Below are 25476 nucleotides of genomic sequence, written 5' to 3'. Positions count from 1 at the left end.
TTGCAGAAGCGCGATCAGAGTTCGTTGATCGTCTCGCATTGCGCGTCAGGCGCGCCGCTGGCGATCGCATCCTCGACGCAGTGGCGGGCATGGTTTTCCGGCAACATCCGCTTTACCCCCTTGAGCGCCGATCGGACGGCGGCGATCTGAAGCAGGATATCGACGCAGTACCCATCCTCCTCGAACATCCGGGCTATCCCGCGCACCTGACTTTCCATCCTTTCGAGCCGGCCGAGCGCCTTCTGCTTGTCCTGCTTCATCCGCGCGCGTCCCGTGGCACCTTCAGCGACCAGGCGGCCCCATACGTATGGGGGGTATTTTATGAGAGCCGAAGGAAGATGTCGGGTCCTGTCGACGCGACACCGGACAAAGGCTGACCATGACCACGGTGATTATCCGGATCGACGATCCCGAGAGCGCCCGTGGCAAGCCCCAAGGTGCGGAGCGGATGGCCTCGCTCTACTGCATGAGCATACTCGGACATCTCTGCCCGTTCGGGATGAAACCGAAACCGCTGCTGGAGCGTCGGGAGTATCGGGTCGACGGCGTCGTTCGCGCTGGCGGTCCTGCTGAACGTCAATGACGGCTTTCCGGTCTCGACCTTCCTGAGATGGTTCTTCGCCATCTCGATGGTCGTGCTCGCGATCCAGAAGCTTCAGGACGTGGGCGGTTTCGTGAACGGATGCCTAGGCTATGACCTGCTTGCGCGGCGATACATGCCCTATGGCTTCGCCTATCCGTCCCTCGAACTCTGGACGGGTGCGGGGATGATGGCGCCCATCGGAACGGGTAGCCCGTTGATCTGGCCGGTCGCGCCCGACCGCATCTTCATCGGCGCCATCAGCATGAACAACGCGGTCTATATCGACGGGCGCGAACTGACCTGTGCCTGCGTCGGTGGGGGGGCGAACGTGCCGCTAGGGGCGATCTCGCCAACGGAGAACGTCATCCTGGTCGGCAAGGGCGCCCGGCTGCTGACGACTTGGCTGGCGGTCGGATGAATTGCGCCGACGGAACCATGTAAGATACCCTTGGTCCGGCCGTCGCCCCGCATTAGATGCGGGGCGACGGGATTTCGCTTGCGCGCCGAGGCGGCACGCCATCAGGCGAGCAAGGACGCGTCGTTCTGGTCGTTGACGATCGAGATCGACTGATCAGGTCCGACACCCTGGAACACGAAGATGTCCTCGTCCGGGCCCGCCACGAGGATCACCTGATCCTGAACGCGGATCTCGCGTGGCGTTCCCTGTCCAAGCGCGTCGAAGCTGTCGGCGGCGGGATCGAAATCCTCCACGAAGACGACGTCCTGGATGCCATTCGCGAACTCGTCCGCGAAGACGAAGACATCGCCGACCGGCGTCGCGGAAATATCCGGAAGGCGGGGGTCGTTCTGGTCGGTGTAGTTGAGCAGGTTGAGGACATACCATGCGCCGGTCACCGGTTCGACCATCGTCGAGGGCAAGGGCTCCCTGAGGCTCGGGTCGATCCCCTCTCCGGGGGGCATGAACCCCTCCGCATACCGGCTGACCGTCCATTCGAGGGAATTGTAGGCCCAGTCCTCGTCGCCCATGAACTCCTTGCCCATTCCCATGTAGCTGGTCATCTGCGGCCAGGAGGTCTCGTCGACGTTGCTCTCGTAGGCGCCGCCTGGGCTGAAAGGCGACTGCGCGTAGAAGTTGTCGCTGTCGTACCGAGAGATGCCGTAGGTGTCGTTGGACAGGTTCTCCAGGATGTAGTCCATCTGGCTCTGGACCTTGGGGTCGTTCACGTCGAAAAGCCCGGTCACCCACATGAGGTCGAGTGCCGCGTTCGGCCGCTCGATCGGCAGACCCTCGGGCGTGATGCCCCAGACGAAATAGCCGTCCTCCTCGTTCCACAGCCCCGGGAAATCCGGATCGGTGATCGGCCTCTCGATCGCGGCCTTGATCGTCTGCGCCCCGTCGACATAGGACTGCTTCCGATCCTCAGAGATCCCCAGATCCTCGGCCAGCAGGGCCGCGGCCTGCAGGCCACTCGCATACGTGATCTGCGTGAAGCCGTTATAGGCGAAGAAGCTTTCCCAGATCGAGAACTCGGGCGGACCGAAACCCTTGTCCGGTTCGATGTTGTTCTCGATGAACTCCGCGCTGTCGATGAGCGCCTGTTTCATGGTCGGGTCGTTCAGGAAGGCGGTCGCCCGTTCCTCCATCCCCATCTCGCGCAGCTTCTCGGCGTGCTTGTACGCACCGATCAGGAAGAGCCCCTGCGCGTCCCATTCCGGCTGGACGAAGTCGATCGGTTCGTCGGCATCCCAGAAGCTGTAGTTGGTGTAGAACGTCCCGTTTTCGAACAACGGATCGCCGTCGCCATCCTCCTCGATCGAGGCCATCCAGTTCCAGTAGTCCTCCGCCTCGTCGACCAGCCCGGCCGCATCGAGCCCAATCGCCGTGGCCGCGCCGTCCCGCGGCCATGCCTTGAAGTCGTAGGACGGGTTCGTCGCGGCGACGAAGGAGCCGAATTCGGGCTGCTGAGACTGGAGAATGGACACGAGCGTCCGCTCATAGGCCGTAATCAGGGCCGGGTCCTCGATGCTGCGCGCGCCCTCTGTCGGATCCACCGCGTCGGCGAGGCGATCATCCCATTTCTCTTCGGTATAGCTGAACCAGAATTCCGGCGAGTTCAGGACGGTATTGTCGTTGGGATTGATCGCCACCGAAATCTGATCGTCGAGCGTGTCGAGATCGTCGGCCACCGTATAGTAGAAATAGTATTCGACGGGTCGCGTCGGATAGAGTTCGACTTCGGTGGACATCGCCAGGCCCAGCCCTTCGCCGCCGCCGGTCAGGTCGCCGCCGAGCCCGGCATCCGAATAGAACGCCTCCGCCAGGGCGGGCTCGGTCTCGAGTGCGCTCGGGTCGAGCAGATCGGGAGAGGACGTATTCGTGATCTGCGTCGGATCGGCATCGATCGCGCCTTCGACCTCGATGTCCTGGCCGTCCATCTCCTGGAAGGCACCGAAGGCCATATAGAGCGGATCCTGCCCGTTCCGCTGTTCCAACTCCACGATGAACGTCTCGCGCCGTTCGTCCCAGACGGCGCGCTGCATCACATCATCGGGCAGGTCCAGGCGGTTCATGATGTCCCATTCCACCAGCCCCGTGCCGAGATCGAGATTGTTGAGGAAGGTGTAGCGCTCGACCAGGAGGGACTGGTCGGGCACCATCGCGTATTCCTTCGTGATGTCGACGAACAGCTCCTCGTCGGTCGGAAGGTAGGCTCGGTAGTCGACATTCATGATGCCGCTCTCGTCGAAATAGAGATCGGAGTCGAATTGCGGTCCATAGTTCGCCGGCGATCCGTCCTCCGTCGTGCCCCTGATCCAGAGCTGTCCGCTGTCGATCTGGTTCTGATCCCAGTTGGCCTTGTGCCGGAGTTGGGAGAGTTCCGGCCCGAAGACACTGGTGTCCTCCGGGTCCTCCTGCGCGCTTTCGTGGATCGCGACCATCGTGGACCAATCGTTCATCAACAGCGACCTGGCGCTGATCTGATCGGAGGGCACGACACCCGGAGAGATCGTGAGGGCGTCGATCAGAACGTCGCCATCGACCTCCGCCGTCGCCGGATCCTGGTCCGAAAGGCTGGATGTCAGGGTGACCGTATGGCTGCCCGCGTCGAGATAGAGCCGGTCGGTGGCGCTCGACCAGTCATCGGGGGCGAACTGATCTTCGAACGCCATGATCCCCGGCAGCGTCTCGCCGTCGATAAGCAGGTCGCGATAGACCGTCGCGCCACTCGTGTTGGAGAACCGGAAATCGAGCGTGTACCAACCCGCATCTTCGATATCGATCGAGAAGGTCACCGCGTCCGCGGCGACGGGATCGGAGATCATCCCGTCATCGAAGAAGTCGCGGGCGAAATCCGTGCCGTCGAACCCGGCGCCGAGCCGGACGTAGCCCTCGTCCCAGAACCCCGACACATCGCTTTCGACGGTTGCCCCGCCGGACAGAAGTGCGTCTTCGGCCACGAGGAACGTGCTGCCCCCGGCACCGACCGGGGTCGCCGGGATCTCGGCGCCGGACGACGCCTGCGCGCCGACGAGGGCCGTGGTCGAGGACAGCCAATCCGTCAGGGAGACCGCGGGCGGATCGGTCGGAGGACTGATCGTGGAAGCTGCCGGCGATGTATTCAGGAGATCGGCGAGGACAGGGGAGGAAAAGCGTTGGAAAACCGACATGGTCAGTCCTTTCAATCGGCAGACGGTTGAAAAGTCCGACGGAAACGAAGGTCCGTCGATCACGCCTGGCGGATGCCCCCCAAAGCCATCAAGCTCTTACAGCGCAACTACTGAAAAAATTTAGACAGTTTTTTAGAACTTCAAGAACATGGGACAGGATGAAAGTGCTCAAATATTACTCTTGCGTATTGAATGGGGCGGTGGGCGGTGCCGTCCGAGTTGTCGGGTCTGGCGTCAGTGAACAGCAGCAAATGCGGAGCGTTCGGAGCCTCGAATCGAATGCGCAATCAGTAGGCATCGCGTCGCGTCTGGGCCGCGAATTTCCCGTCAGACTGCCAGAAGAAAATTTCGAAGGCGGATACATGCCAGTCTTCCCCGGGACCGTCTTCGACTGATGATCCGGGGTCGAGGCTGGACGTGCCTGCGCCGTCGGATGGCCGTCTTGGTGTTTTGCCGCGGGGGCGCCTTCCCGGATGCGCTTGGCCACCGTTCGCGCGGTCCAGTAACGCCACCATGGTCTGACTACATCCTTCTGCGAACGGCAGCAGCAGTTGGCTTGCTGCGGCAGCGCGCATCCAAGGCGGCCCCTGTGGCGTCCGATCCAGCCGATGCCGGTGATCCAATGTCAAACCCCGCCAGCGCTGGGCTGGCGGGGTCGATCATCGCCGATATATCAATGAATTAGACAAAAATGAAATCGTCGGCGATGAATTCCGTGGCCAGGGCGTCCTCGATCGTGATTACCTTGTCGGCGAGAATGAACTCGACGTCGTCCCCGACCTGGGTCACTCCGGCAAGGAGGGACTCGGCCGTGACCGACGGGTCGTCCGTTGCAAAAGCAAGAACGTCGACACCGATCTCGAAGTCCGTGATGACGTCGACGCCCGTGTCTTCGGCGAAGAACAGGAAGGTGTCGGCCCCTTCGCCGCCCGTCATGATGTCGTCCCCGGCGCCCCCGCGAAGGACGTTGTCCCCGGCATCCCCGATGATCTTGTCGTTATATGCGGTACCGATGACGTTCTCGAAGTTCACGGCCGTCGCGCCGCCGGCGTGACCCGCGGCGAGATCGACCCGGACGCCGGAGGATGCCTGGCCGAAGTCGAGCGTGTCCACGCCGTTGCCGCCGTCGAGGTCGAGGACGATCTCGTCGAGCACGTCGTCCACGATCACCGCCGTGTCGTCACCGCCGCCGAAATTCGTCTCCAGCGTCTCGGTCTTGCGGATGTCGAGCCGGAACAGGCCACGCTCGGTCTGGTCGTTCACCTCGATCCGGGCGAACTGCACGCCTTGGTTCGTGGTGGAGAACTCGGCCACGTCCTTGTTCTGCAGGTCGTCGTTCACGAGGTCGGTGTCGAAATTCACCTGAACGCGGTCGTGACCCTTGCCGCCATGCATTAGGTCGGATCCGTCACCGTTGTTCCAGACCAGAAGGTCGTCGCCCTTGCCGCCGAAGACCTTGTCGTCGCCCTTGCCGCCGACGAGGACGTCGTCGCCGTTCCGGCCGACGAGTCGGTCTTCGCCATCAAGGCCAGAAATGACGTTGTCCCCTTTATCTCCCTTTAGAGTGTCGTTGAACGCGGTGCCGATGACGTTCTCGAAGTTCTCGGCCGAGGCGTCGCCCACGCTTCCTTTGGCAAGATTGGCCTGCGCGCCCGCAGCGGCCTGCGACAAGTCGAGCGTGTCCACGCCGTCGCCGCCATCGAGGTCGAGGACGATCTCGCTGAGCACGTCATCCACGATCACCGCCGTGTCGTCACCGCCGCCGAAATTCGTCTCCAGCGTCTCCGTCTTGCGGATGTCGAGTTGGAACAGACCACGCTCGGTCTGGTCGTTCACCTCGATTCGGGCGAATTGCACACCCTGCGCGGTGGTGGAAAACTCGGCCACGTCCTTGTTCTGCAGGTCGTCGTTCACGAGGTCGGTGTCGAAGTTGACCTGAACGCGGTCGTCGCCCTTGTCCCCCTGCATCAGGTCGGACCCGTCGCCGTTGTTCCAGACCAGAAGATCGTCACCCCGGCCGCCGTACATCCGGTCGTCGCCCTTGTTGCCGACGATGCGGTCGTCGTCGTGGCCGCCGCCGAGGTGATCCTCGCCGTCGCCGCCTTCCACGATGTCTTCGCCGAAGCCGCCGAAGATCCGGTCGTCGCCCGACCCGCCCGAAATCGTGTCATCGCCGAACAGGCCGAAGATGTGATCGTCGCCGCCGTTCCCGGCGATCCGGTCGTCGAAGAACGATCCGAAGATCAGTTCGCCCTTGTCGGAGCCGTCGATCTCGACACCGTTGGCGGGGGAAGTGGTTTCCTGGATGCTGGACATGGGATCTCTCCATTCGAAATGGTTACAACGCTACGTTCACTCCCCGTCCGGCTCGGGTCCGCGTCGGACCTCTGCGCCCAGATGCGTCCCGCTCGGGCCGGTGAGTTACATGGTGGTCGTGCGGGGCCGGCGGAGGGTTCAAAGAAAGTTCGAAAAAAATCGTGCGGGTTTTGGATGTGGCTTGCCGGGCCGTCGGGCGAGGCTCTGCCCACGCGGCCCCGGCGGGCGCCCGGGGGACGCGGCGATGCGTTTCATTCGACAGGTGTTCGATCCAAAGCCAGGGCCCGGCCCGACCGGGCTGTCAGCAGCCGGACGGCGCGCCGATCAGCCCGACCCCGAAGACCGTATCGCGCCCGGGCGCCCCGAGGTCGGTGGCGCGCCTTGCGAGTTCGGTGCGGAGGGTCTCCACCCCAAGCGCCGCGAGGGCGGGATCGGCGGCGACGACCCCGGTGACGAAAGGCGCCGCCATGGAGGTCCCGCTGGAGACGGTCATGCGTCCACCGGGGGCCAGCAGGATGTCGACGCCGGGCGCGGCGATGTCGACATGCGGCCCCCGGATCGCGCGGCGATAGACCCGGCGGTCGCGGTCGATCGCCGTGACGGCCAGTGCGAAGGGAAAGGCTGCCGGATATTGCGGCGGCTGGTCGGGGCCGAGATTGCCGACGGCCGCGACGAGCACCATGCCATCGGCGGCCGCGCGGCCCAGCGCCCGATCCATCAGCTTGTTGCGCGGTCCCGCGAGGCTGATGTTGACCACATCCACGCCATTCGCCGCCAGCCAGTCCACACCGCGCAGGATCGACACGACGCCAGCGGCATCGCCCGTCCCGAGATCGGGGTCGATGACATTCGCGCTGTAGAGGGGCGTCCCGCGCAATCGGTTCGGGCCGATCAGAAGCTCCGCCATCCGCGCGCCGTGGTCGGTCGCAGGCGGGGCGCTGCTGTCGGTGAAGACGCGTTCCCGGATCCGTCCGTCGGCGAGGCCGGGATGATCCGGCAAGACGCCCGCGTCGATCATGCCGATCCGGGCGCGGGCGCGACAACCGCCCGCAGGCCAGCCGATCATCTGCGCGGCATAGCTTCGCCCGCCGTCGGCATCGGTCTGCAGACGATAGAGATGGTTTGCGCCGGCCGTCACTCCGGGAATGGCGGCCTCGACCTCCGCGATGGCGGCGGCGATCGTCGTGCCGTTGGGAATGCGAAAGACGACGAGGGTGTCGCTCAGGTTGTTCAGTGGATGGATCGCGCGAACCGTATAACCGAGGTCGCGTGTGCCCGCGATCAGGATCGCCGGATCTTCCGCCGTAAGCACGATCAACTCGCGCGGATCCGTGACGGCGAAAACCGGACCGGCCGGGCCTCGGACGGGTTGGTTCGCGGGGACGCAGGCGGCAAGTGCGAGGCAGAGCATCAGGGCGAAGCGCATGGGTCTCACTCCTCGGCCACGAGCTCGACGAGCGGCGATGCCGCCAGGGCAATACGTGCCGCCTCACGGGCCGATGTGCTCTCGTACGCCAACCGGTAGAGTCCAAGGGCACCGGGGCCGTCGACAATGCGCGCGCCGGTCTCCCGCAGAAGCGCTTCGACCGCGCCGATTTCGGCGGAGGCGGTGAAGCCCACGCCCAGGCCGAAGGCGGCCGCTTCGTCGGAAACCGTGCGGAAGGCCGGGTCCTCGGCGTCGCCCGGTGTGAACGCGATATAGGCGCCTTGGACCAGGACGAGCGCGCCGAGAAAGACGGCCGCGCCGCGCCAGAGCGGTGTCCGATCGACCGGCGCGACGCGCGGGGCATTCGCGATCTCCGCCTCGAGCCGTCGCCAGCCGAAGGGACGCATGTCGGGCGCATCGGTCGCGTCCGCGAGCGCGGGCTTGAGTTCGGCCATCAGCGCGAGCTCGGCGCGAAGGTCCGGATCTGCCGCGGCGGCGGCCTCAATCCGCGCAGCCGCCTCCGGCGTGTTCTCGCCACGCAGATGGGCGAGCAGGTCGTCTTCGGTCAATCCGTCGGGCCGGGCCATAGCCACCTCCATCGCGGGGTTTGAGGCCCGCATCTGTTGGACGGACGAGCGGTTAGATGGTTCAATATCACTTGCGCACCCCTTTCGAGAGGCAGCGCATCAGCAACCGCTTGGCATGATGGATCCGGCTTTTCACCGTGCCTTCGGGCACGGCTTCGATGTCGGCGATCTCCGCACAGGTCATGTCCTGGTAATAGGCCAGATGGATCGCCGCGCGCTGCCGCTCCGGCAGCTCGGCCAGGCAGGCGCGCAGACGTGCGCCGTCCTGCACGGCACCCAGGACCGCTTCGGGGTCCGGATCGCCATCGGGGATCGTCTCGTCCGGTGCGCCCAGGGTCACGCGCGACTGCTTGCGAATATGGTCCACCGTCCTGTTGCGTGCCATCGACAGGATCCAGGTCAGGACGCCGGACCGCCCCTCGAACCCGGCGGCCGCGCGCCAGACCGTCAGCATCGTATCGTGGACGATATCCGCGACCTCAGCCTCGTCGCGGACGCGCGATCGGACGAAACGTGCCACCGCATCGGCATGCGCCATGTAGAGCGCACGCATCGCCGCCACGTCACCCCCCGCAACCCGCGAAACCAGTGCCACATCGTCGGCACGATCGGACGGCGCGGATTTGCGGCGGGGCCTCGTCATGAAACGCTCGCTATCGCAGAACGGGCGGCAATCAAAGCGCCGGTCTCGGGATCGGCGGATGTCGCCCGCGCGGCTTAACCCGCGCCGCCTTGATGCCGCGGAAGGCAGGTCGGGGAATGGGTGACGGTGTTGCGCAAAACCGGCCGGAATTCCCTGCGTGAGCCCGACGGTATGTCTGGTCGGCGTGTCCAACTCCGCTGCGCCGATATTACCTGTCTTCGACGCAACGGGGCCCTCTATCTCGGTGGCGAGCATGGATGGGCGCGGCGGACCGTTCTTTCATCTATCGGACCCTGGCCTGATCTCGACCCCGTCGCGCGACTGCCATTAACGAAGGGGAAGCCGTTCATGGATCGCGTGTCCTGTCAGGTCGGGTTGGCTTTAGCCCAATCCGCATGGTTTGAAGACAGGGGCGGGAAGGCGCAGCCCGGCGACCTTGATCGCACGCCTGAGCCGGGCAGAGACGAAAGCGACCCCGGCAAGCGCCGGATCGCGCCAGAGGTCCGGGCCTTCGGTCGGAGTAGGAGAAAGGACGATGCCGCAGGGCCGTGGCGTGGTCACATCCCAAGCGGACGGCGGGTGGTCGTGACCAAGAGCAGACGGCCCGGCGGCGCCTTCTTCACGAAAGTTGCATTTAGCTTGCGGCCGACAAGTGTTCCTGACCCGGCGCTCGCTGCTGGGATATCCACTCATTTGCCGTCCCGCATTCCTCGGTACAAGATCGCCCCGAGATGCAGATGCGGGAAGGTAAATACGCCATAAATCTGTTCGGTTTCACACGATTAAACATGTTTGCGAACAGGTAGTGGCGGAGACGAAGGGATTCGAACCCTCGAGACGGTTTCCCGCCTACTCCCTTAGCAGGGGAGCGCCTTCGACCACTCGGCCACGTCTCCGTCGGCGGGTCTATCAGTCGTCGTCGCCGGGAAACAAGCGCAAATCCGTGGGTGCGTGACGGGCTGTGATGTTCCGGTCTTCTGGATCGAACATTTCGGACATTGCGATGGGGACTGACCCGTCCGACACATCTGGACGAGATATCGGAACAGATCCCGGGCCGCGATACTTGGCCTGTCCGGACGGGACGGGTGAACGTATGATCGGCGATCCAGTTCGGACGTCCGGATAGGACGGTCGCGATGTCCTTGGATCCCTGACCGCCTGTGGCGCTCCTCGCTCCGCTGGCGGCAGTTCGCCGGGTCGCTCGACAAGCCGGACATCACCCGATCGATCCGGCAGGACCTGCGTCGAAACCGCGGTGCCGACCCGGATTACACGGCAACTGTAGGTCAAGGCGATCCCCGGACCTTGGGCCGGTTCATGTGCCTTGCATGCGATGGCCGTGACGTCTGAACAGCCGCATCCCACCCGGACGTGTGGCCAAGGTCCAAGGCCCTGGTCGTGGGGCGGACGGCGAGAGACCCCCGCCCGCAGCCTGCGTCAGACGGCAGTCTTGGGGTGCAGGACCACCCGGGACTTGAGGGGGACACGTTCGTACAGGTCGATGATCTGATCGTTGACCAGTCGTGCGCAGCCGTTCGATACCGCGCGGCCGATCGTGTTCGGCGCGTTCGTGCCGTGAATGCGCAGGAACGTATCGCCCCGCCCGGGCTGGAACAGGTAAAGCGCGCGTGCGCCCAGCGGGTTGTTCGGGCCGCCGGGGACGCCGTCCTCGAACTGCTTGTAGGATTCGGGTTCGCGCTCGATCATCGCCTGGGTGGGCGTCCAGCTCGGCCATTCCTTCTTTGCGCCGACGTAGAACTCGCCGGGTTCATAGAGGCCGGGTCGACCGATGCCGGCCATGTAGCGCATCGCGCGGCCGCCAGGCATCGTCCAGTACAGCATGAACGTATCGGGCACGACGTGCAGTTCGTTCGGGGCGACATCCTCGCGCGTGCGGACCTCGACGGGGAGGAAGTCCGGGCGGATCCCGGATGACGCGACGGCCTGGGCCATGGCCTCGTGGCTGCCGAACAGGGCGAGGGCCGCGCTACCTGCGATCAACTGGCGTCTGTCCATCATGTCACTCCTTGGCAAACTTAACTTTCCTTCGGCTTCGCTATAGCCGGACCAACGCAGGGGGCCACATGACGTGCCCTGCAGCAAGGTCACAAGATCGTGTGCAAGGCGATCGGTGCCGGACCGTGGCGGGCCGGTCGCGGCTTCAGGTGTTGAACAGGAAATGCAGCACGTCGCCGTCGCGCACCACGTATCCCTTGCCTTCGGCCCGCATCTTGCCTGCCTCCTTGGCCGGTTGCTCTCCGCCCAATGCGACGAAATCGTCATATGCGATCGTCTCGGCACGGATGAAACCCTTTTCGAAATCACCGTGGATGACGCCGGCCGCCCTGGGTGCGTTCGTGCCCGCGGGAATCGTCCAGGCGCGGGCCTCCTTGGGGCCGACGGTAAAATACGTTTCCAGGTGCAACAGGTCGTACCCCGCCCGGATCAGGCGATCGAGCCCCGGCTCCCCCAGCCCCATCTCGGTCAGGAACTCCGCGGCTTCCTCATCGGAGAGCTGGGCGATCTCCTCCTCGATCTGCGCGCTGATGACGACATGGGCCGCACCCTGCGCGTCCGCCATCGCGCCCACAGCCTCCGAGAAGGCGTTGCCGGTCGCGGCCGACCCCTCGTCGACATTGCAGACATACAGGATCGGTTTCGACGTCAGAAGCTGCAGCAGGTTCCAGGTCCGTCGGTCCTCGGGCGCGATCTCGACCGTGCGGGCCGGCCTGCCGTCTTCCAGCGCCGCGAGGGCCGCGCGCAGCAGGCGTTCCTGTTCCACAGCTTCCTTGTCGCCGCCGCGGATCTTGCGAGATAGCCCCTGAAGTCGCTTCTCGATCGACTCCATGTCGGCGATCATCAGTTCGGTCTCGATCACCTCGGCATCCTCGACCGGGTTCACGCGCCCCTCGACATGGGTGACGTCGCCATCCTCGAAACAGCGCAGCACATGCGCGATGGCGTCCGTTTCGCGGATATTCGCCAGGAACTGGTTGCCCAGCCCCTCGCCCTTCGATGCGCCTTTGACCAGGCCGGCGATGTCGACGAAGGTCATGCGCGCGGGGATGACCTGCTTGGACTTGGCGATGCCCGCCAGCTTTTCCAGCCGTTTGTCGGGCACGGCGACGTCACCCACGTTCGGCTCGATCGTGCAGAACGGAAAGTTGGCGGCCTGCGCGGCGGCCGTCCGGGTCAACGCGTTGAACAGGGTCGACTTGCCGACATTCGGCAGACCCACGATGCCCATCCTGAAACCCATCTTCCGACCCCTCGTTCGATCCGCGGGTCCCATACGCCGCACGGGTGCGGCGGACAAGTCCGGCCCGTCCGCGGCCGTCAGGCGGAACTGTTGCGCCGCTCGAAGATGATGAACCAGGCGAGGAGGATGAACATCGGATGCGTCAGCCCGCCCGAGAGGAACAAGGCCGGAACCCAGATCAGAAAGGTGATGATCCCGAGGATCGGCCGCCCGGCGAGAAAGATCGACAGGGGCGGCAGGAGTATGGCGAGCAGATAGTTCATGCACGGGAAATGGGGTCAGGCCGCCCCGCATTCCAGATGCCGGCGGCAAAAAAAGCCGCGATCGCCATCCATGGTGCGTTTTCGTGACGGGCATGCCATGATCCCGGCGGAGGTCGGATTCATGGAACTCAACACCTATCTGCATTTCGACGGCACCTGCGACGAGGCGATGACCTTCTATGCCGACATCCTCGGCGGAACGATCGTCAGCCGGCTGCGCTTCCGCGAGATGGAGGATCATTCGATGGTCCCCGAGGATCGGCTGGACATGGTGGCCAACATGCAGCTCAAGATCGGGGACCGGACGTTGATGGCGTCCGACGGGATGCAGCCGCCGAAGGGTGGGCATTCGGGCTATTCGCTGCAGCTGAACCTGGCCGACCTGGACGAGGCGCGTCGCATCTTCGACGCGTTGACCCGCGACGGATCGCAGATGATGCCATTCGGACCGACCTTCTGGGCGCGGGGTTTCGGCATGGGCTCGGATCGGTTCGGCGTCGATTGGATGGTCAACTGCGATTGACGCGCCGCCCCGCCTGTCGCAATCGAAGGCGAAACAGGGGGACCGCACCATGACCCGGATCGACGACACCTTCGCGCGCCTGCGGGCCGAGAACCGCCGCGCCTTCGTGGCCTACGTGATGGCCGGCGACCCCGATGCCGCCACCGCCGCGCGGATCGTGAACGGGCTGCCCGCGGCCGGTGTCGACATCATCGAACTGGGCCTGCCCTTCACCGACCCGATGGCCGACGGCCCCACGATCCAGCTGGCCGGCCAGCGGGCGCTGGAAGGGGGCATGACGCTCGACGGGACGCTGGACATCGTGCGGGGCCTTCGCGAACACGACACGACGACGCCCGTGGTCCTGATGGGGTACTACAACCCGATCTATTCGCGCGGCGTCGACCGCTTTCTGGCAGATGCGTCCGAGGCGGGCGTGGACGGGCTGATCGTAGTCGACCTGCCGCCCGAGGAGGACGAGGAGCTGTGCATCCCGGCGCAGGCCGCGGGTCTGAACTTCATCCGCCTGGCCACGCCCACGACGGACGACCGGCGCCTGCCCAAGGTTCTGCAGAACACGTCGGGCTTCGTCTACTACGTCTCGATCACGGGGATCACCGGCGCCGGCGCAGCGGAGGCCGACAGGGTCGCGCCCGAGGTCGCGCGCCTGAAGGCCGCGACCGACCTGCCGGTCATCGTGGGCTTCGGCATCAAGACCCCCGAGGCCGCGCAGGACATCGCCGCGGTGGCCGACGGCTGCGTCGTGGGCTCGGCCATCGTCAACCGTATCGGACGGGGCGAGGATGTCGACGACGTCCTGGCCTATGTGAAGACGCTGGCCGACGGGGCCCATTCGGCATGAGCGCGAAACCCAGCCGGCAAGTGCTGTCGCTGGCCGCCCGCGCGACCGCCGCACGCCGGCGCATCGCGGGCGGCGTCCGGCGGACGCCCTGCCTGCCGTCGCGCGCGATACCGGACGATGGCGGCCAGCTTTGGTTCAAGGCCGAGAACCTGCAGGTCACCGGATCGTTCAAGGCACGCGGTGCGATGGCCAAGCTGACGACGCTTCCCACGGACGTGCCGGTGATCACCGCGTCGTCGGGCAATCACGGCATGGCCTGCGCGAACGCGGCCCGGACCACCGGGCATCGCCTGACCGTCGTCCTGCCCGAAGGCGCCCCGGCCGAAAAGCGCGAGGGGATCGCCGCCTACGGCGTCGAGACGATCCTGCATCCCGGCGATTCCGGCTTGGCCGAACGGCACGCGCGCAAACTGGCCGGGGAGGCGAGTGCCACGTATCTTTCGCCCTACAACGATCTCGACGTGATGTCGGGGCAGGGGACCATCGCGCTGGAACTGCTGGAGCAGATGCCGCGGATCGACAACCTGTTCGTGGCGATGGGCGGGGGCGGCCTGATCTCGGGGATCGGGGCGGTGATGAAGTCGGTCTCGCCCGCGACGCGGATCATCGGTGTATCGACCGCTGCCTCGGCCGCGCTCGCCGCCAGCATCGAGGCCGGGCGGATCGTCGAGACGACGCATAACGATACCCTGGCCGATGGCTGCGCGGGCGGGGTCGATGCCGACGCGTTGACGCTGCCGCTCGCGCAGGAGGTGATCGACCGCGTCATCACCTGCGACGAGGCGCAGATCGCCGATGCGCTGCGCGAGATCGCCTGGACCGACAAGATGCTCGTCGAAGGGGCCGCGGCCCTGGCCCTGGCCGGGCTGCGCGCCGATCGCGCGGCTTTCGCGGGGGCGGTGAACGTCGTCGTGCTCTGCGGGGCGAATTTCGACCGTGCGCGGATCGCGCCCGTGCTGGCCGGCGGCGCCTAGTCCAGCGTCACCACGACGTCCTCGCCCCAGCCGTGGACACTGTCATGGGCGCGGATCACCACTTCGGTCATGCCGGCGGGCACCGTCACGTCGCCCAGCGACCGGGTGAACGGCTGTTCCGTCACGTGCGGATGCAGCAGTTCCCGGTGCCCCAGCTCGATCCCGTCAGGGGTCAGGACCGTCCAGCCGTCGGCATAATGGTCCCAGCCCGTGTCGGCGTGGCGCACCGTCACGTCGAACCGCCAGGTCTCGCCCGTCCGCGTGGCCTGGACCTCCTCGATCACGGGGCGGTCGGCCAAGGCGGGCGTGGCGCAGAGTACCAAGATACAGAATAGAATGCGCATGATCCTAGTCATCCAGCAGGACCTGCCGCGATGTCGAGGCAAATTCGCGTGACCAGATCACCCAGATCGTGGCCGCGACCGCGATCATGAGGGCCCACCAGCCCAGCAGCCAGGCGATCGTGGCCAGCGCGAAATAGACCGACCGCAGTCCCCGGTTCAGCGCGGCGGCGGCCCTTATGTTGATCTCGGCCGACTGCGCGGCGCGTCGGGTCGACCGGGGGTCGCCCGGATCGTTCGGCGTGGCCGCCATCACCACGGCGCAATAGCCGAAGAGCCGGTTCGCCCAGACGAACTTCAGGAACCCGTGCGTCAGAAGAACGGCCCCGATCATCAACTTGACCTGCCAGGCGGCGGCGTGCCGGTCGAGCAGGTTCACTTCCTCGGCGATCGTCGAGAGCTGCTCGGCATTGCCCGCCAGCGCCAGCACGCCGCCCAGCGCGATCAGCGAGCCCGAGGCGAAGAAGGCCGTGCCCTGACGCAGGTTCGACAGGATCACGGCGTCGAAGTTCCGCGGATCGCGGGTCAGCATCTCCTGCATCCAGTCGTGACGATATCGCTGCATCAGGATCGTGACCGAAGGGCGTTTCGTCCCCTCCCGCTCGATCAGCCAGGTGGAGCCGGCCCAAGCCAGCACGAGCCCCGCCAGCGCCAACCAGTCGAGTGTGGTCAGCAGGGGCAGATGTTCCATCATGTCCATCATCCAACATGTTCCGCGAAACGAACGGGAAAGGCCATCGCACTTCTTCCGCAACTCGGGCACCGGGCGCGATCCGCGGGATGCTGCCTCCGGCTTGCGCCGGAATCGGGAAGACCTTGCCCTGACGCCGGAATTGGTTATATAATTTTACCAATAGCGCCAGGAGATGCACGATGCAGATGCCGCAGGTCGACCCGTTCATCCTGGCCCGGAAGGCGGAACTGGTGGCGCGTCTGCGCGATGTCCTGCCCGACGACGCCATCGTTCACGCCGAAGAGGAAACGCGCGCCTATGAGTGCGATGCCCTGACGGCCTACAAGTGCCCGCCCCTGGCCGTCGTCCTGCCGCGCGACACCGCCGAGGTCAGCGTGGTCCTGCGGATATGCCACGACATGAACGTACCCGTCGTCCCGCGCGGATCGGGAACGTCGCTGGCCGGTGGCGCGCTGCCGACAGCCGATTCCGTGATCCTGGGTGTCGCGCGCATGACCGAAGTGCTGGAGGTCGACTACGATGACCGCATCATCCGGTTGCAGGCGGGGCGAACCAACCTGTCGGTCACCGGGCATGTCGAAGCCGACGGTTTTTTCTACGCCCCCGATCCTTCGTCGCAGCTTGCCTGTGCCATTGCCGGCAATATCGGGATGAACTCCGGCGGGGCGCATTGCCTGAAATACGGCGTGACGACCAACAACCTGCTGGGCGTGACGCTGGTGCAGATGGACGGCACCGTGGTCGAGATCGGCGGTGCGCACATGGATGCCGGCGGGCTCGACCTGCTGGGTGTGATCTGCGGGTCCGAAGGGCAGCTCGGCGTCGTGACCGAGGCGACGCTGCGCATCCTGCCCAAGCCCGAGGGCGCGCGGCCCGTCCTGATCGCGTTCGACGACAACGTGACGGCGGGGGCCTGCGTCGCGGACATCATCAAGGCGGGCGTGCTTCCCGTGGCGATCGAGTTCATGGACCGTCCCGTCATCCACGCGACCGAAGCGTTCGCGCATGCCGGATACCCGGATGTCGAGGCGCTCCTGATCGTGGAGGTCGAGGGGTCGGAGGCCGAGATCGAGGAGCAGCTTTCCCTGATCGAGGAGATCGCCCGGTCGCATGACCCGGTCGAGCTGCGCCGCTCGAATTCGGCCGAGGAGAGCGCGGCGATCTGGCTGGGCCGCAAGTCGGCCTTCGGCGCGATGGGCCAGATCAACGACTACATGTGCCTCGACGGGACGATCCCGGTCAGCGAGCTGCCCCGCGTCCTGCGCGGCATTTCGGATCTTTCGGAAAAATACGGGCTGAAGGTCGGGAACGTGTTCCATGCGGGCGACGGCAACATGCATCCGCTGATCCTGTTCGATGCCAACAAGCCGGGCGACCTCGAACTCTGCGAGGAGATGGGCGCGGAGATCCTGAAGCTTTGCGTCGAGGTCGGCGGCTGCCTGACCGGGGAGCATGGCGTGGGCGTCGAGAAGCGCGATCTGATGGGGCATCAGTTCAACACCGGCGACTTGGAGGCGCAGATGCGCGTCAAGGACGTGTTCGATCCGAAATGGCTGCTGAATCCGGCGAAGGTGTTTCCGCTCGATGCCACCGCCGCACGTCGCGCCGGCTGAAACGGCGGATGCCTCCGGCGGAGGTATTTCGGCCAGAGGAAGGATGGACCCGTGCTGAGACCCGAGACCGAAGAGGATCTGGCCGCGATCGTGCGCGGTGCCAATGCGCCGCTGGCGGTGCGCGGCGGTGCAACGCGGCATGCCCCGGCGGATGGGGAGCCGCTGACGACCGCCGGGCTTCGGGGGATTACCCTGTACGAGCCGGGCGCCCTGACGCTGGTGGCGCGGGCGGGCACGCCGCTGGCCGAGATCGAGGCCGCGCTGGCCGCCGAAGGCCAGTGCCTGCCTTTCGAGCCGATGGATCATCGTCCGCTGCTCGGCACGACCGGGACGCCCACGATCGGCGGCGCGGTGGCGATGAACGTCTCGGGGCCGCGCCGGGTGCAGGCGGGTGCGTGTCGCGACAGCCTGATCGGCGTGCGTTTCGTCGATGGCGAGGGGACCATCGTCAAGAACGGCGGTCGGGTCATGAAGAACGTGACCGGCTATGACCTGGTCAAGTTGCAGGCGGGGGCGCGGGGTGCGTTGGGCGTGCTGACGGAGGTGGCGTTCAAGGTGCTGCCGGCCGCGCAAACGCAGACGACCCTGCGCCTGGCCGAGCTGTCCGTGGCCGAGGCCGTCGCCGCGATGGGCGCCGCGCTCGGCTCGCCCTTCGAGGTCAGCGGCGCGGCCTGGACGGCTGACGGAACGTATCTTCGGATCGAGGGGTTGCCCGGCTCGGTCGCGTACCGCGCGGGCCGGTTGACCGACCTGCTGACCCCTTGGGGCCGGGCCGAGGAGGTCGAGAGCCCCTGGGCCGACATCCGCGACGCCCGCCCGGTGGCCGGAGCGGGGGACGTCTGGCGCCTCCATTGCCGACCCAGCCAAGCGCCCGCGCTGGTCGCGGCGGCCGGGGCCGAGGCGGCACAGGTCGATTGGGGCGGCGGCCTCGTCTGGCTGCGGCTGGCGTCCGGCGCCGACCTACGCGCGGCGTTGCCGTCCTTCGACGGGCACGCGAGCCGCGTCACCGGGCCTGCCGACGCAGTCCCGCGGCCCGCACCCGTGGCCGCGCTCGAGGACGGCATCCGCGCACGGTTCGATCCGCGCGGCCTGTTCCGACCAGCCGCGGCCGCGCCGGCATGACCTGGCGGCAGACAGAGCCGTACGCGCGGGCATGGTGATCGCGGTGGGCAGTGTCCTCTACGGTCTAGCGTTCTGGGTCCCGACCCTCTTGCCGCGCTGGATCGGTCTCGGCCTTGCGCTGGTGCTGCTGGCAGGCTGCGTCGTGCTGATCGTCTCCTCCGTATTGCACGCGCCGTCCCGGACGCATTTCGACATCGAGCGCGAGGCTGGCATCGCGACGGGCCTCTTCTTCGTGATGGCCCCGATCGCCGCCATCCTGTTCCTGACCCGCGTTCCGGAAGCCAAGCGCACCATCGAGGAACGGGTGTCTGATCTCCTCGCTGCGGTGCTGGCCAGCTTCGCGGCCGGAACCATAGCCTTCTTCAACGTCTGAGCCCCACCCATGCAAACCACCTTCACATCCGAGCAGCTTGCCGACCCGTCCACGGCACGCTCGAACGAAATCCTGCGCGCCTGCGTGCATTGCGGCTTCTGCACGGCGACCTGTCCGACCTACCAGGTGCTTGGCGACGAACTCGACAGTCCGCGCGGCCGCATCTACCTCATCAAGGACATGCTCGAGAACGACCGGCCGGCGGACGCGCGGACGGTCAAGCATATCGACCGCTGCCTGTCCTGCCTGGCCTGCATGACGACGTGCCCGTCGGGGGTGCATTACATGCATCTGGTCGACCATGCCCGCGCGCATATCGAACGGACCTATCGCCGCCCGCTCATGGACCGGCTTCTGCGCTGGACGTTGGCGCGTATCCTGCCGCATCCGACGCGGTTCCGCCTGGCGCTCCTGGGGGCCAAGATGGGGCGCCCCTTCGCCCGCTTGGTGCCGGACGCGCGGCTGCGCGCGATGCTGGACATGGCGCCGAGGAGCATCCCCCCCGTCAGTCGCAACGACGACCCGCAGACCTTCCCGGCGAAGGACCGCAGGATGCGCGTCGCGCTGATGACCGGGTGCGCGCAGAAGGCGCTGAACACCGACATCAACGACGCCACCATCCGTCTGCTGACCCGCCTGGGCGCCGAGGTCGTCGTGGCCGAGGGGGCAGGGTGCTGCGGCGCGCTGACCCACCACATGGGCAAGACCGGCGAGAGCCACGCCTCCGCCGCGCGAAATATCGGCGCCTGGACGCGGGAGATGGATGGCCATGGCCTCGACGCGATCGTCATCAACACGTCGGGCTGCGGGACGACGGTCAAGGATTACGGCCACATGTTCCGCAACGACGATCTGGCCGGCGACGCGGCGCGTGTCTCGGCCATCGCGCGCGACGTCTCGGAGGTGCTGCTGGACCTGCTGCCCGAGGATCACCCGTTCCAAACCCCGCCGCGCCCGGCGCGCGACGGCGTGGGCGGCATTCCGACGGGCCGGGTTCCGGCCGATCGCGGCACGGGTGGGATGCATGTGGCCTACCATGCGGCCTGTTCGCTGCAGCATGGTCAGCAGATCAAGGGCGCGCCGAAGGAGCTTCTGCGCCGCGCGGGCTTCACGGTGCTGGAGCCCCGCGACGCGCATCTGTGCTGCGGCAGCGCCGGCACCTACAACCTGATGCAGCCCGAGATCTCGGGAGAGTTGAAGCGCCGCAAGATCGCGACGTTGGAGGAGCGGGCGCCCGACGTGATCGCCGCGGGCAATATCGGGTGCATGATGCAGATCGGCTCCGCCGCGTCGGTTCCGGTCGTCCACACGGTCGAGCTCCTGGATTGGGCGACAGGTGGACCCGTGCCGCCCGTCATCGCCGATTTTCGGCCTGGCCCCGCGGTTGCCTCGCAAGTGCCTAGATTGCGCTAGGGTTTCGCCGTCATCGGAAGGGATCAACGGGGGTGCTCCACCTGCCCGAGGCCTGCCGATGCTCTTCCGTTCCCTGCGCCGCCTGTCGTCCCGCCTCCTTCTGGTGTTCTTGGGGCTTCAACCGCTTCCCGTCGGGGCGGAGGTCGGATTGCGGACGCTGGACACCGCCGATGCGGTTCGCGGCCTCGAAGGGGTGGGCCGGATCGATATCGGCACGCGCGGTTTCTGCACCGGGGCGCTGGTTTCGCCGACGCTGGTCCTGACGGCAGCCCATTGCGTGTTCGACATGGAGACCGGCTCGGCCCATGACATCGACACGATCGCCTTCCGCGCCGGTCTGCGCTTCGGGCATGAGGACGCGCGCCGGGGCGTGCGCCGCATGGTGATCGACCCGGCCTACAGGCCATCGTCCAAGCCGACCGTCGGCGGCGTCTCGCACGATCTCGCGCTTCTGGAACTGGATCGCAGCCTGGACCTCCCCCGCATCCGCCCGTTCCCCGCCCGGGGTCGGCTGCGGCGGGGCGATACCGTGCAGGTGGTCAGCTATGGGCGCGACCGGGCCGATGCCCCCTCGCAGGAGGATGCGTGCCGCGTACTCGACCGCGACGCGCGGATACTGGTGCTGTCCTGTTCGGTCGATTTCGGCTCATCGGGCTCGCCTGTCTTCGTGGCGACGCAAGCCGGGTTGCAGATCGTCTCCGTCATCTCGGCGATGGGCACCTGGCAAGGCGAGCGGGCGGCCTTCGCCGTCACGGTGGAACAGGGACTGCAACGCCTGAAATGGGAGCTTGGGCGCACCACCACCTTGTCGCCGGGGGCCAAGCGGCTGCAGGTCGGAAGTGGCGGATCGGGCAATATCCGGTTCCATCGGCCCGAGGGGTGACACAATCCGCAGGGTTTGGCCCGAAAGTTTCCGATATGCGGTCCAATCCGGTCCTGCTCTCGCCGGGATCGTCCGGCAGTCTTGATGATGACAGACCGAAGGTGGGCCCTTACGTGTTCAAGCTAGTCAGACCGATCCTCGCCGCCTTGGCGATCGGATCCGCCGCGCATGGTCCCGCCCTGGCCGAGACGCCGCTGCGCACGCTCGGCACCGCCGATCTCAACCGCGGGTGGGAGGCCGTCGGCCGCCTCGACTTCGGAGAGACCGGAGAGACCGGGTTCTGCACCGCTGCGCTGATCACGTCCGAAATCGTCCTGACGGCGGCCCATTGCCTCTATGACCAGACCACCGGCGACCGGATCGTCGCGCAGGACATTCAGTTCCAGGCGGGCCTTCGCTTCGGTCGGGCCGAAGCCTATCGCGGCGTGCGCCGCGTCGTCGTTCATCCCGAGTACGATTTCGCGGATGCCAACCGGCTTGGCCGGGTCGGAACCGACCTGGCGCTGCTGGAACTGGATCAACCGGTGCGGCTGGGGCATGTGCGGCCCTTCCGCACGCAGTTGCGCGTCGAGCCGGGCCAGACCGTCCAGGTCGTCAGCTACGGCAAGGACCGGGCCGAAGCCCCCTCGCGCGAGGAGGCCTGCGAGATCCTGACCCGCGACAACGAGATTCTCGTCCTGAGCTGCGAGGTCGATTTCGGTTCGTCCGGCGCACCGGTATTCATCGCTCACGAAGGTGAGACACGGATTGTCTCGGTCATTTCGGCCATGGCACGGTGGCACGGTCAGGACGTCTCGCTCGCCGCCGTGATGGAGGGCGAGTTCGACGCGCTCATCGCCGAATTCGCGCGCACGCCGGCCTTTGCGCCCGTGGGCAAGCGCGTGGCGGCGACCGATGCCCGGGACACCGCCGCACAGGATTGAACCGTCGTGACTTGACCTTACGGCAACACAAGTCACCCTTTCGGTCATGCGACACGTCATACCATTCCTGTTGCTGGCCGCCCCGGCATTCGCCGACTGCCCGTCCAATCCGGACATCAGCGCCGAGATGGACGACCTGCTGGCCCGGGTTCAGTCGGCGGAAAGCCAGAACGCGGCGCGCACGATCTCCAACCGCATGTGGGAGCTTTGGGCCCGCGCACCAGATGATTGGGCGCAGCAGCTTCTGGACGATGGCATGACCCGGCGGGCCGCCTTCGACCTGGCCGGCGCGATCACCGCATTCGATGCCCTCGTCGAGTATTGTCCGGATTTCGCCGAAGGCTACAACCAGCGCGCCTTCGCCAACTTCCTGCGCGGATCCTATGCGGCCGCGCTGCCAGACCTGGAACGGGCGATCGAACTTCGACCGCGTCACGTCGCGGCCATTGCCGGCAAGGGCCTGACCCTGATCCAGCTTGGCCGAATCAGGGAAGGGCAGGCCATCATCCGCCAGGCGCTGGCCTTCAACCCATGGTTGGCCGAGCGGCAGTATCTCTCCCTGCGACCCGAAGATATCGAGCTCTAGCTTGCCAACGGCCCCTCCGCCCGACTAGGCACGGGGCCGTGCGGGCGTGGTGGAACGGTAGACACACCAGACTTAAAATCTGAGGGGCCTGGCCCGTGCGGGTTCGACTCCCGCCGCCCGTACCAGCGGACCGATCAGCCGATCCGCGCGGCCGACAGCGCGATCGCCTTCTGATACACGGTCGCCGCGTTCCACTCGTTCAGGACGCGAAAGTTCTGTGTGCCCTCGTGGAACGGCTGGCCGGGTTGCCACCCCTTCTGGCGCAGGTAGTTCGCGGTCGAGGCCATGGCATCGGCCATGTTGTAGAAATCGACCCGACCGTCGCCGTTCCCGTCCTGCCCATAGCGCAGCGCGTTTCCGGGCAGGAACTGCGTATGCCCCAGTTCGCCATGCGCGGCCCCGCTTTGGCCGGGGGCCAGCATGCCACGGTCGACCATCTGCAGCGCCGCCAGGGCATGCGGGGTGAAGAAGGCAGACCGGCGGCAATCATACGCCACCGTCAGGATCGAGGAGACGACGTTCTCGGACCCCATGTTGCGGCCGAACCCCGTCTCCATACCGTGGATCGCCAGCAGGATGCCGGCGGGGACACCGTAGCGCGCTTCGAGTGATTGGAAGAAGTTGCGGTTCTGGTTCAGCCTGCGGTTCGCCTGCGCCGCGAAGCTGTCGAGGGAGCCGAGACGGATGCGGATGAAATCGTCCAGCGCATATTTCACGCCCCGCTGGTTGCGGTCGGCGGCGATGGTGCGGGTCGCGTAGCGGGCATTGGCCAGGGCCTCCTGCCCGCGTTGGCCGATCCCGGCGGCGGCCGCCTCCTGGGCGAATTGCTGCTTCCAGCGCTCCCAGCCGCTGGCATCGTTGCCGCATTGGGCGGCGAGGGCCGGCGTCGTGCCGAGCGCGGCGATGATCGCGGCGCGGATCAGGGTGGTGCGGATCATGGATATCTCCTGCAGGAAAGACGTTTGCGGGGAACCTATCACGCCAGGTGCGCGCGGCAATGATGGGGTCGGGTTATCCGATATCGGCCATCATCCCGCCGATCGCCGTCGTGTCGAGCGTGGCGGCAAGGTGATCGGCCAGCGCTTCCAGCGTCGCTTCGACCCCGGCGGAATAATCCAGATCCGAAGGCGCAGCCCCCAATCGGGCGAGGTAGGCCGCGCGGAACGCGTCGCCTGCGAACAGCCCGTGAAGATAGCACCCCCGCACCCGGCCATCGGCACTGGCCGCCCCCATCGGCGCACCATCCCGGCGGAGCCACCCCTGATCCGTGTCGGGGCCGGTGCTGTGGCCCAGATGGATCTCGTAGCCATGGACCGCGGCGCCGCTTTCGACATCGGTCGCGGTCACGCGGGCCAGGTCCTTGCGCGGCTGAAGGACGGTGTCGACGGCCAGCAGTCCCAGACCCGGCACCGTCTCGGGTGGCCCTTCCAGCCCCTCCGGGTCCGACAGCGTCCGGCCCAGCATCTGATAGCCGCCGCAGATGCCCAGCACGTGGCCGCCCCGCCGGTGATGCGCCGCCAGATCGATGTCCCATCCGTTCGCCCGAAACGCCGCCAGATCCGCGATGGTGGCCTTTGACCCGGGGATCAGGATCAAGTCGCAGACGGGCAGCGGGCGGCCGGGCGGCACGATTTCGACCGAAAGGGCAGGGTCGGCGGAAAGCGGGTCCAGATCGTCGAAATTGGCGATCCGTCCCAGGCGGGGCACTGCGATGCGAAAGGCGTCCGCGCGGGGGGCGCCGCGGATGTCCAGCACATCCTCGGCCGGCAGGCGCCAGGCGTCGTCGAACCAGGGCACCGTGCCCAGCGGCGCCCACCCGGTGCGACGCGCGATCTCGGCCTCGCCATCTGCGAACAAGGTGATATCGCCACGGAACTTGTTGACGAGAAAGCCCTTGATGCGCGCGGCGTCGCGGGCATCAAGCACGGCGTGCGTGCCGACGAGCTGCGCGATAACGCCACCACGGTCGATGTCGCCCGCCAGGATGACCGGCAGGTCGGCGGCCTCGGCGAAGCCCATGTTGGCGATGTCGCCGGCGCGCAGGTTGATTTCGGCCGGGCTGCCGGCGCCCTCGACGACGATCAGGTCGCAGTCGCGCCCCAGCCGGAAGAAACTCTCGAGGCACGCCGACAGGAGTTGCGGCTTGAACCTGGCATAATCGCGCGCGCGCAGCGTGGTCAGCCTGCGCCCGTGGACGACGACCTGGCTGCCGGTCTCGGTCTCGGGTTTCAGCAGGACGGGGTTCATGTCGGTCACTGCATCGACCCTGCAGGCCATGGCCTGCAGGGCCTGCGCCCGGCCGATTTCGCCCCCGTCGACGGTCACGGCGGCGTTGTTGGACATGTTCTGTGGCTTGAACGGGCGCACGCGCATGCCGGTCCGGGCGAAATGGCGGCAAAGCCCGGCCACCAGCAGGGATTTCCCCACGTTGGACCCGGCCCCCTGTATCATGATGGCCCGTGCCAACGGATCCGCCTCCG

General features: G+C 66.5%; 25 protein-coding genes and 2 tRNA genes. 13 read left to right on the top strand and 14 right to left on the bottom strand.

The annotated features are described in order from the left end of the window. Window positions 1-14: 14 nt before the first annotated feature. Window positions 15-260: a metal-sensitive transcriptional regulator gene (locus tag MWU52_RS08825; protein WP_246951181.1), complete on the bottom strand. Its 246-nt coding sequence runs from the start codon at window positions 258-260 to the stop codon at window positions 15-17. 119 nt (window positions 261-379) lie between these two features. Between MWU52_RS08825 and MWU52_RS18090 the strand changes: the two genes are divergently transcribed. Both MWU52_RS18090 and MWU52_RS08820 read left to right on the top strand, forming a co-directional pair. After that, the gene (locus MWU52_RS18090; RefSeq protein ID WP_348645506.1) at window positions 380-583 is read left to right on the top strand and encodes a hypothetical protein; all 204 of its coding nucleotides are present in this window, start codon (window positions 380-382) and stop codon (window positions 581-583) included. Between the two features lie 46 nt (window positions 584-629). Next, a complete protein-coding gene (locus MWU52_RS08820) occupies window positions 630-1001 on the top strand; it encodes a hypothetical protein (RefSeq protein WP_348645505.1) in 372 nt (123 codons plus the stop codon). A 101-nt stretch (window positions 1002-1102) separates the two neighbouring features. Here the strand turns inward: MWU52_RS08820 and MWU52_RS08815 are convergent, their stop codons facing one another. From MWU52_RS08815 to MWU52_RS08775, 9 genes are all read right to left on the bottom strand, one after another. Further along, the gene (locus tag MWU52_RS08815) at window positions 1103-4228 is read right to left on the bottom strand and encodes a hypothetical protein (RefSeq protein WP_246951180.1); all 3126 of its coding nucleotides are present in this window, start codon (window positions 4226-4228) and stop codon (window positions 1103-1105) included. A 666-nt stretch (window positions 4229-4894) separates the two neighbouring features. Then, window positions 4895-6529: a calcium-binding protein gene (locus tag MWU52_RS08810; protein ID WP_246951179.1), complete on the bottom strand. Its 1635-nt coding sequence runs from the start codon at window positions 6527-6529 to the stop codon at window positions 4895-4897. Between the two features lie 301 nt (window positions 6530-6830). Beyond that, window positions 6831-7955 carry a S8 family serine peptidase gene (locus MWU52_RS08805; protein WP_246951178.1) on the bottom strand — a complete coding sequence of 375 codons (1125 nt, stop codon included), beginning with the start codon at window positions 7953-7955 and terminating at the stop codon, window positions 6831-6833. A 5-nt stretch (window positions 7956-7960) separates the two neighbouring features. Next, on the bottom strand, window positions 7961-8542 hold the full coding sequence (locus MWU52_RS08800) for a hypothetical protein (RefSeq protein WP_246951177.1): 582 nt from the start codon (window positions 8540-8542) through the stop codon (window positions 7961-7963). 67 nt (window positions 8543-8609) lie between these two features. Further along, window positions 8610-9185, bottom strand: coding sequence for a sigma-70 family RNA polymerase sigma factor (locus tag MWU52_RS08795; protein WP_246951176.1), 576 nt, complete (start codon window positions 9183-9185; stop codon window positions 8610-8612). A gap of 806 nt (window positions 9186-9991) precedes the next feature. Further along, window positions 9992-10081 (bottom strand) — tRNA-Ser (locus MWU52_RS08790). A 544-nt stretch (window positions 10082-10625) separates the two neighbouring features. Beyond that, entirely contained in the window at window positions 10626-11204 is a 579-nt protein-coding gene (locus MWU52_RS08785; protein ID WP_246952828.1) for a L,D-transpeptidase, read from the bottom strand. A gap of 145 nt (window positions 11205-11349) precedes the next feature. Next, window positions 11350-12447 (bottom strand): redox-regulated ATPase YchF, encoded by a 1098-nt coding sequence (gene ychF, locus MWU52_RS08780; RefSeq protein ID WP_246951175.1) that lies wholly within the window; start codon window positions 12445-12447, stop codon window positions 11350-11352. 77 nt (window positions 12448-12524) lie between these two features. Then, a complete protein-coding gene (locus MWU52_RS08775) occupies window positions 12525-12710 on the bottom strand; it encodes a hypothetical protein (protein WP_246951173.1) in 186 nt (61 codons plus the stop codon). A gap of 70 nt (window positions 12711-12780) precedes the next feature. On the opposite strand from MWU52_RS08775, the gene MWU52_RS08770 reads away from it, so the two are divergent. From MWU52_RS08770 to MWU52_RS08760, 3 genes are read left to right on the top strand one after another with little or no spacing between them, the layout of a single operon-like run. Then, window positions 12781-13233 (top strand): VOC family protein, encoded by a 453-nt coding sequence (locus MWU52_RS08770; protein WP_246951171.1) that lies wholly within the window; start codon window positions 12781-12783, stop codon window positions 13231-13233. A 49-nt stretch (window positions 13234-13282) separates the two neighbouring features. After that, complete coding sequence (gene trpA / locus MWU52_RS08765; protein ID WP_246951169.1) at window positions 13283-14074, top strand: tryptophan synthase subunit alpha; 792 nt, start codon at window positions 13283-13285, stop codon at window positions 14072-14074. Then, a complete protein-coding gene (locus MWU52_RS08760; protein ID WP_246951167.1) occupies window positions 14071-15048 on the top strand; it encodes a pyridoxal-phosphate dependent enzyme in 978 nt (325 codons plus the stop codon). Before trpA ends, MWU52_RS08760 begins: the two co-directional genes overlap by 4 nt. Here MWU52_RS08760 and MWU52_RS08755 read toward each other — a convergent pair. Next, window positions 15045-15392 carry a hypothetical protein gene (locus tag MWU52_RS08755; RefSeq protein ID WP_246951165.1) on the bottom strand — a complete coding sequence of 116 codons (348 nt, stop codon included), beginning with the start codon at window positions 15390-15392 and terminating at the stop codon, window positions 15045-15047. The genes MWU52_RS08760 and MWU52_RS08755 overlap by 4 nt on opposite strands. Before the next feature lie 4 nt (window positions 15393-15396). Further along, entirely contained in the window at window positions 15397-16083 is a 687-nt protein-coding gene (locus tag MWU52_RS08750) for a DUF599 domain-containing protein (protein WP_348645504.1), read from the bottom strand. A 179-nt stretch (window positions 16084-16262) separates the two neighbouring features. Between MWU52_RS08750 and MWU52_RS08745 the strand changes: the two genes are divergently transcribed. The 8 genes from MWU52_RS08745 (at window position 16263) to MWU52_RS08710 (ending at window position 23121) form a co-directional block, all read left to right on the top strand. After that, the gene (locus MWU52_RS08745; protein WP_246951163.1) at window positions 16263-17696 is read left to right on the top strand and encodes an FAD-linked oxidase C-terminal domain-containing protein; all 1434 of its coding nucleotides are present in this window, start codon (window positions 16263-16265) and stop codon (window positions 17694-17696) included. Window positions 17697-17750: 54 nt separating this feature from the next. Then, complete coding sequence (locus MWU52_RS08740; protein WP_246952825.1) at window positions 17751-18818, top strand: FAD-binding protein; 1068 nt, start codon at window positions 17751-17753, stop codon at window positions 18816-18818. Between the two features lie 31 nt (window positions 18819-18849). Continuing rightward, complete coding sequence (locus tag MWU52_RS08735) at window positions 18850-19191, top strand: hypothetical protein (protein WP_246951162.1); 342 nt, start codon at window positions 18850-18852, stop codon at window positions 19189-19191. A gap of 9 nt (window positions 19192-19200) precedes the next feature. After that, complete coding sequence (glcF, locus tag MWU52_RS08730; RefSeq protein ID WP_246951161.1) at window positions 19201-20604, top strand: glycolate oxidase subunit GlcF; 1404 nt, start codon at window positions 19201-19203, stop codon at window positions 20602-20604. Window positions 20605-20662: 58 nt separating this feature from the next. Then, the gene (locus tag MWU52_RS08725) at window positions 20663-21487 is read left to right on the top strand and encodes a trypsin-like serine protease (RefSeq protein ID WP_246951160.1); all 825 of its coding nucleotides are present in this window, start codon (window positions 20663-20665) and stop codon (window positions 21485-21487) included. 113 nt (window positions 21488-21600) lie between these two features. After that, window positions 21601-22410 (top strand): S1 family peptidase, encoded by an 810-nt coding sequence (locus MWU52_RS08720; RefSeq protein ID WP_246951159.1) that lies wholly within the window; start codon window positions 21601-21603, stop codon window positions 22408-22410. A gap of 46 nt (window positions 22411-22456) precedes the next feature. Next, complete coding sequence (locus tag MWU52_RS08715; RefSeq protein ID WP_246951158.1) at window positions 22457-22996, top strand: tetratricopeptide repeat protein; 540 nt, start codon at window positions 22457-22459, stop codon at window positions 22994-22996. A 40-nt stretch (window positions 22997-23036) separates the two neighbouring features. Then, a tRNA-Leu gene (locus tag MWU52_RS08710) sits at window positions 23037-23121 on the top strand. Between the two features lie 9 nt (window positions 23122-23130). On the opposite strand, the gene MWU52_RS08705 is transcribed toward MWU52_RS08710, so the two are convergent. Both MWU52_RS08705 and MWU52_RS08700 read right to left on the bottom strand, forming a co-directional pair. Next, complete coding sequence (locus tag MWU52_RS08705) at window positions 23131-23934, bottom strand: lytic murein transglycosylase (RefSeq protein ID WP_246951157.1); 804 nt, start codon at window positions 23932-23934, stop codon at window positions 23131-23133. A gap of 73 nt (window positions 23935-24007) precedes the next feature. After that, window positions 24008-25462, bottom strand: a complete 1455-nt coding sequence (locus MWU52_RS08700; protein ID WP_246951155.1) for a cobyric acid synthase — start codon at window positions 25460-25462, stop codon at window positions 24008-24010. Window positions 25463-25476 lie beyond the last annotated feature (14 nt).

Source organism: Jannaschia sp. S6380 (assembly GCF_023015695.1).
In the GTDB taxonomy this organism is placed as follows: Bacteria; Pseudomonadota; Alphaproteobacteria; order Rhodobacterales; family Rhodobacteraceae; genus Jannaschia.
Note: the sequence above shows the minus strand (reverse complement) of the source record. Positions and strands in the feature narration are given on the sequence as shown.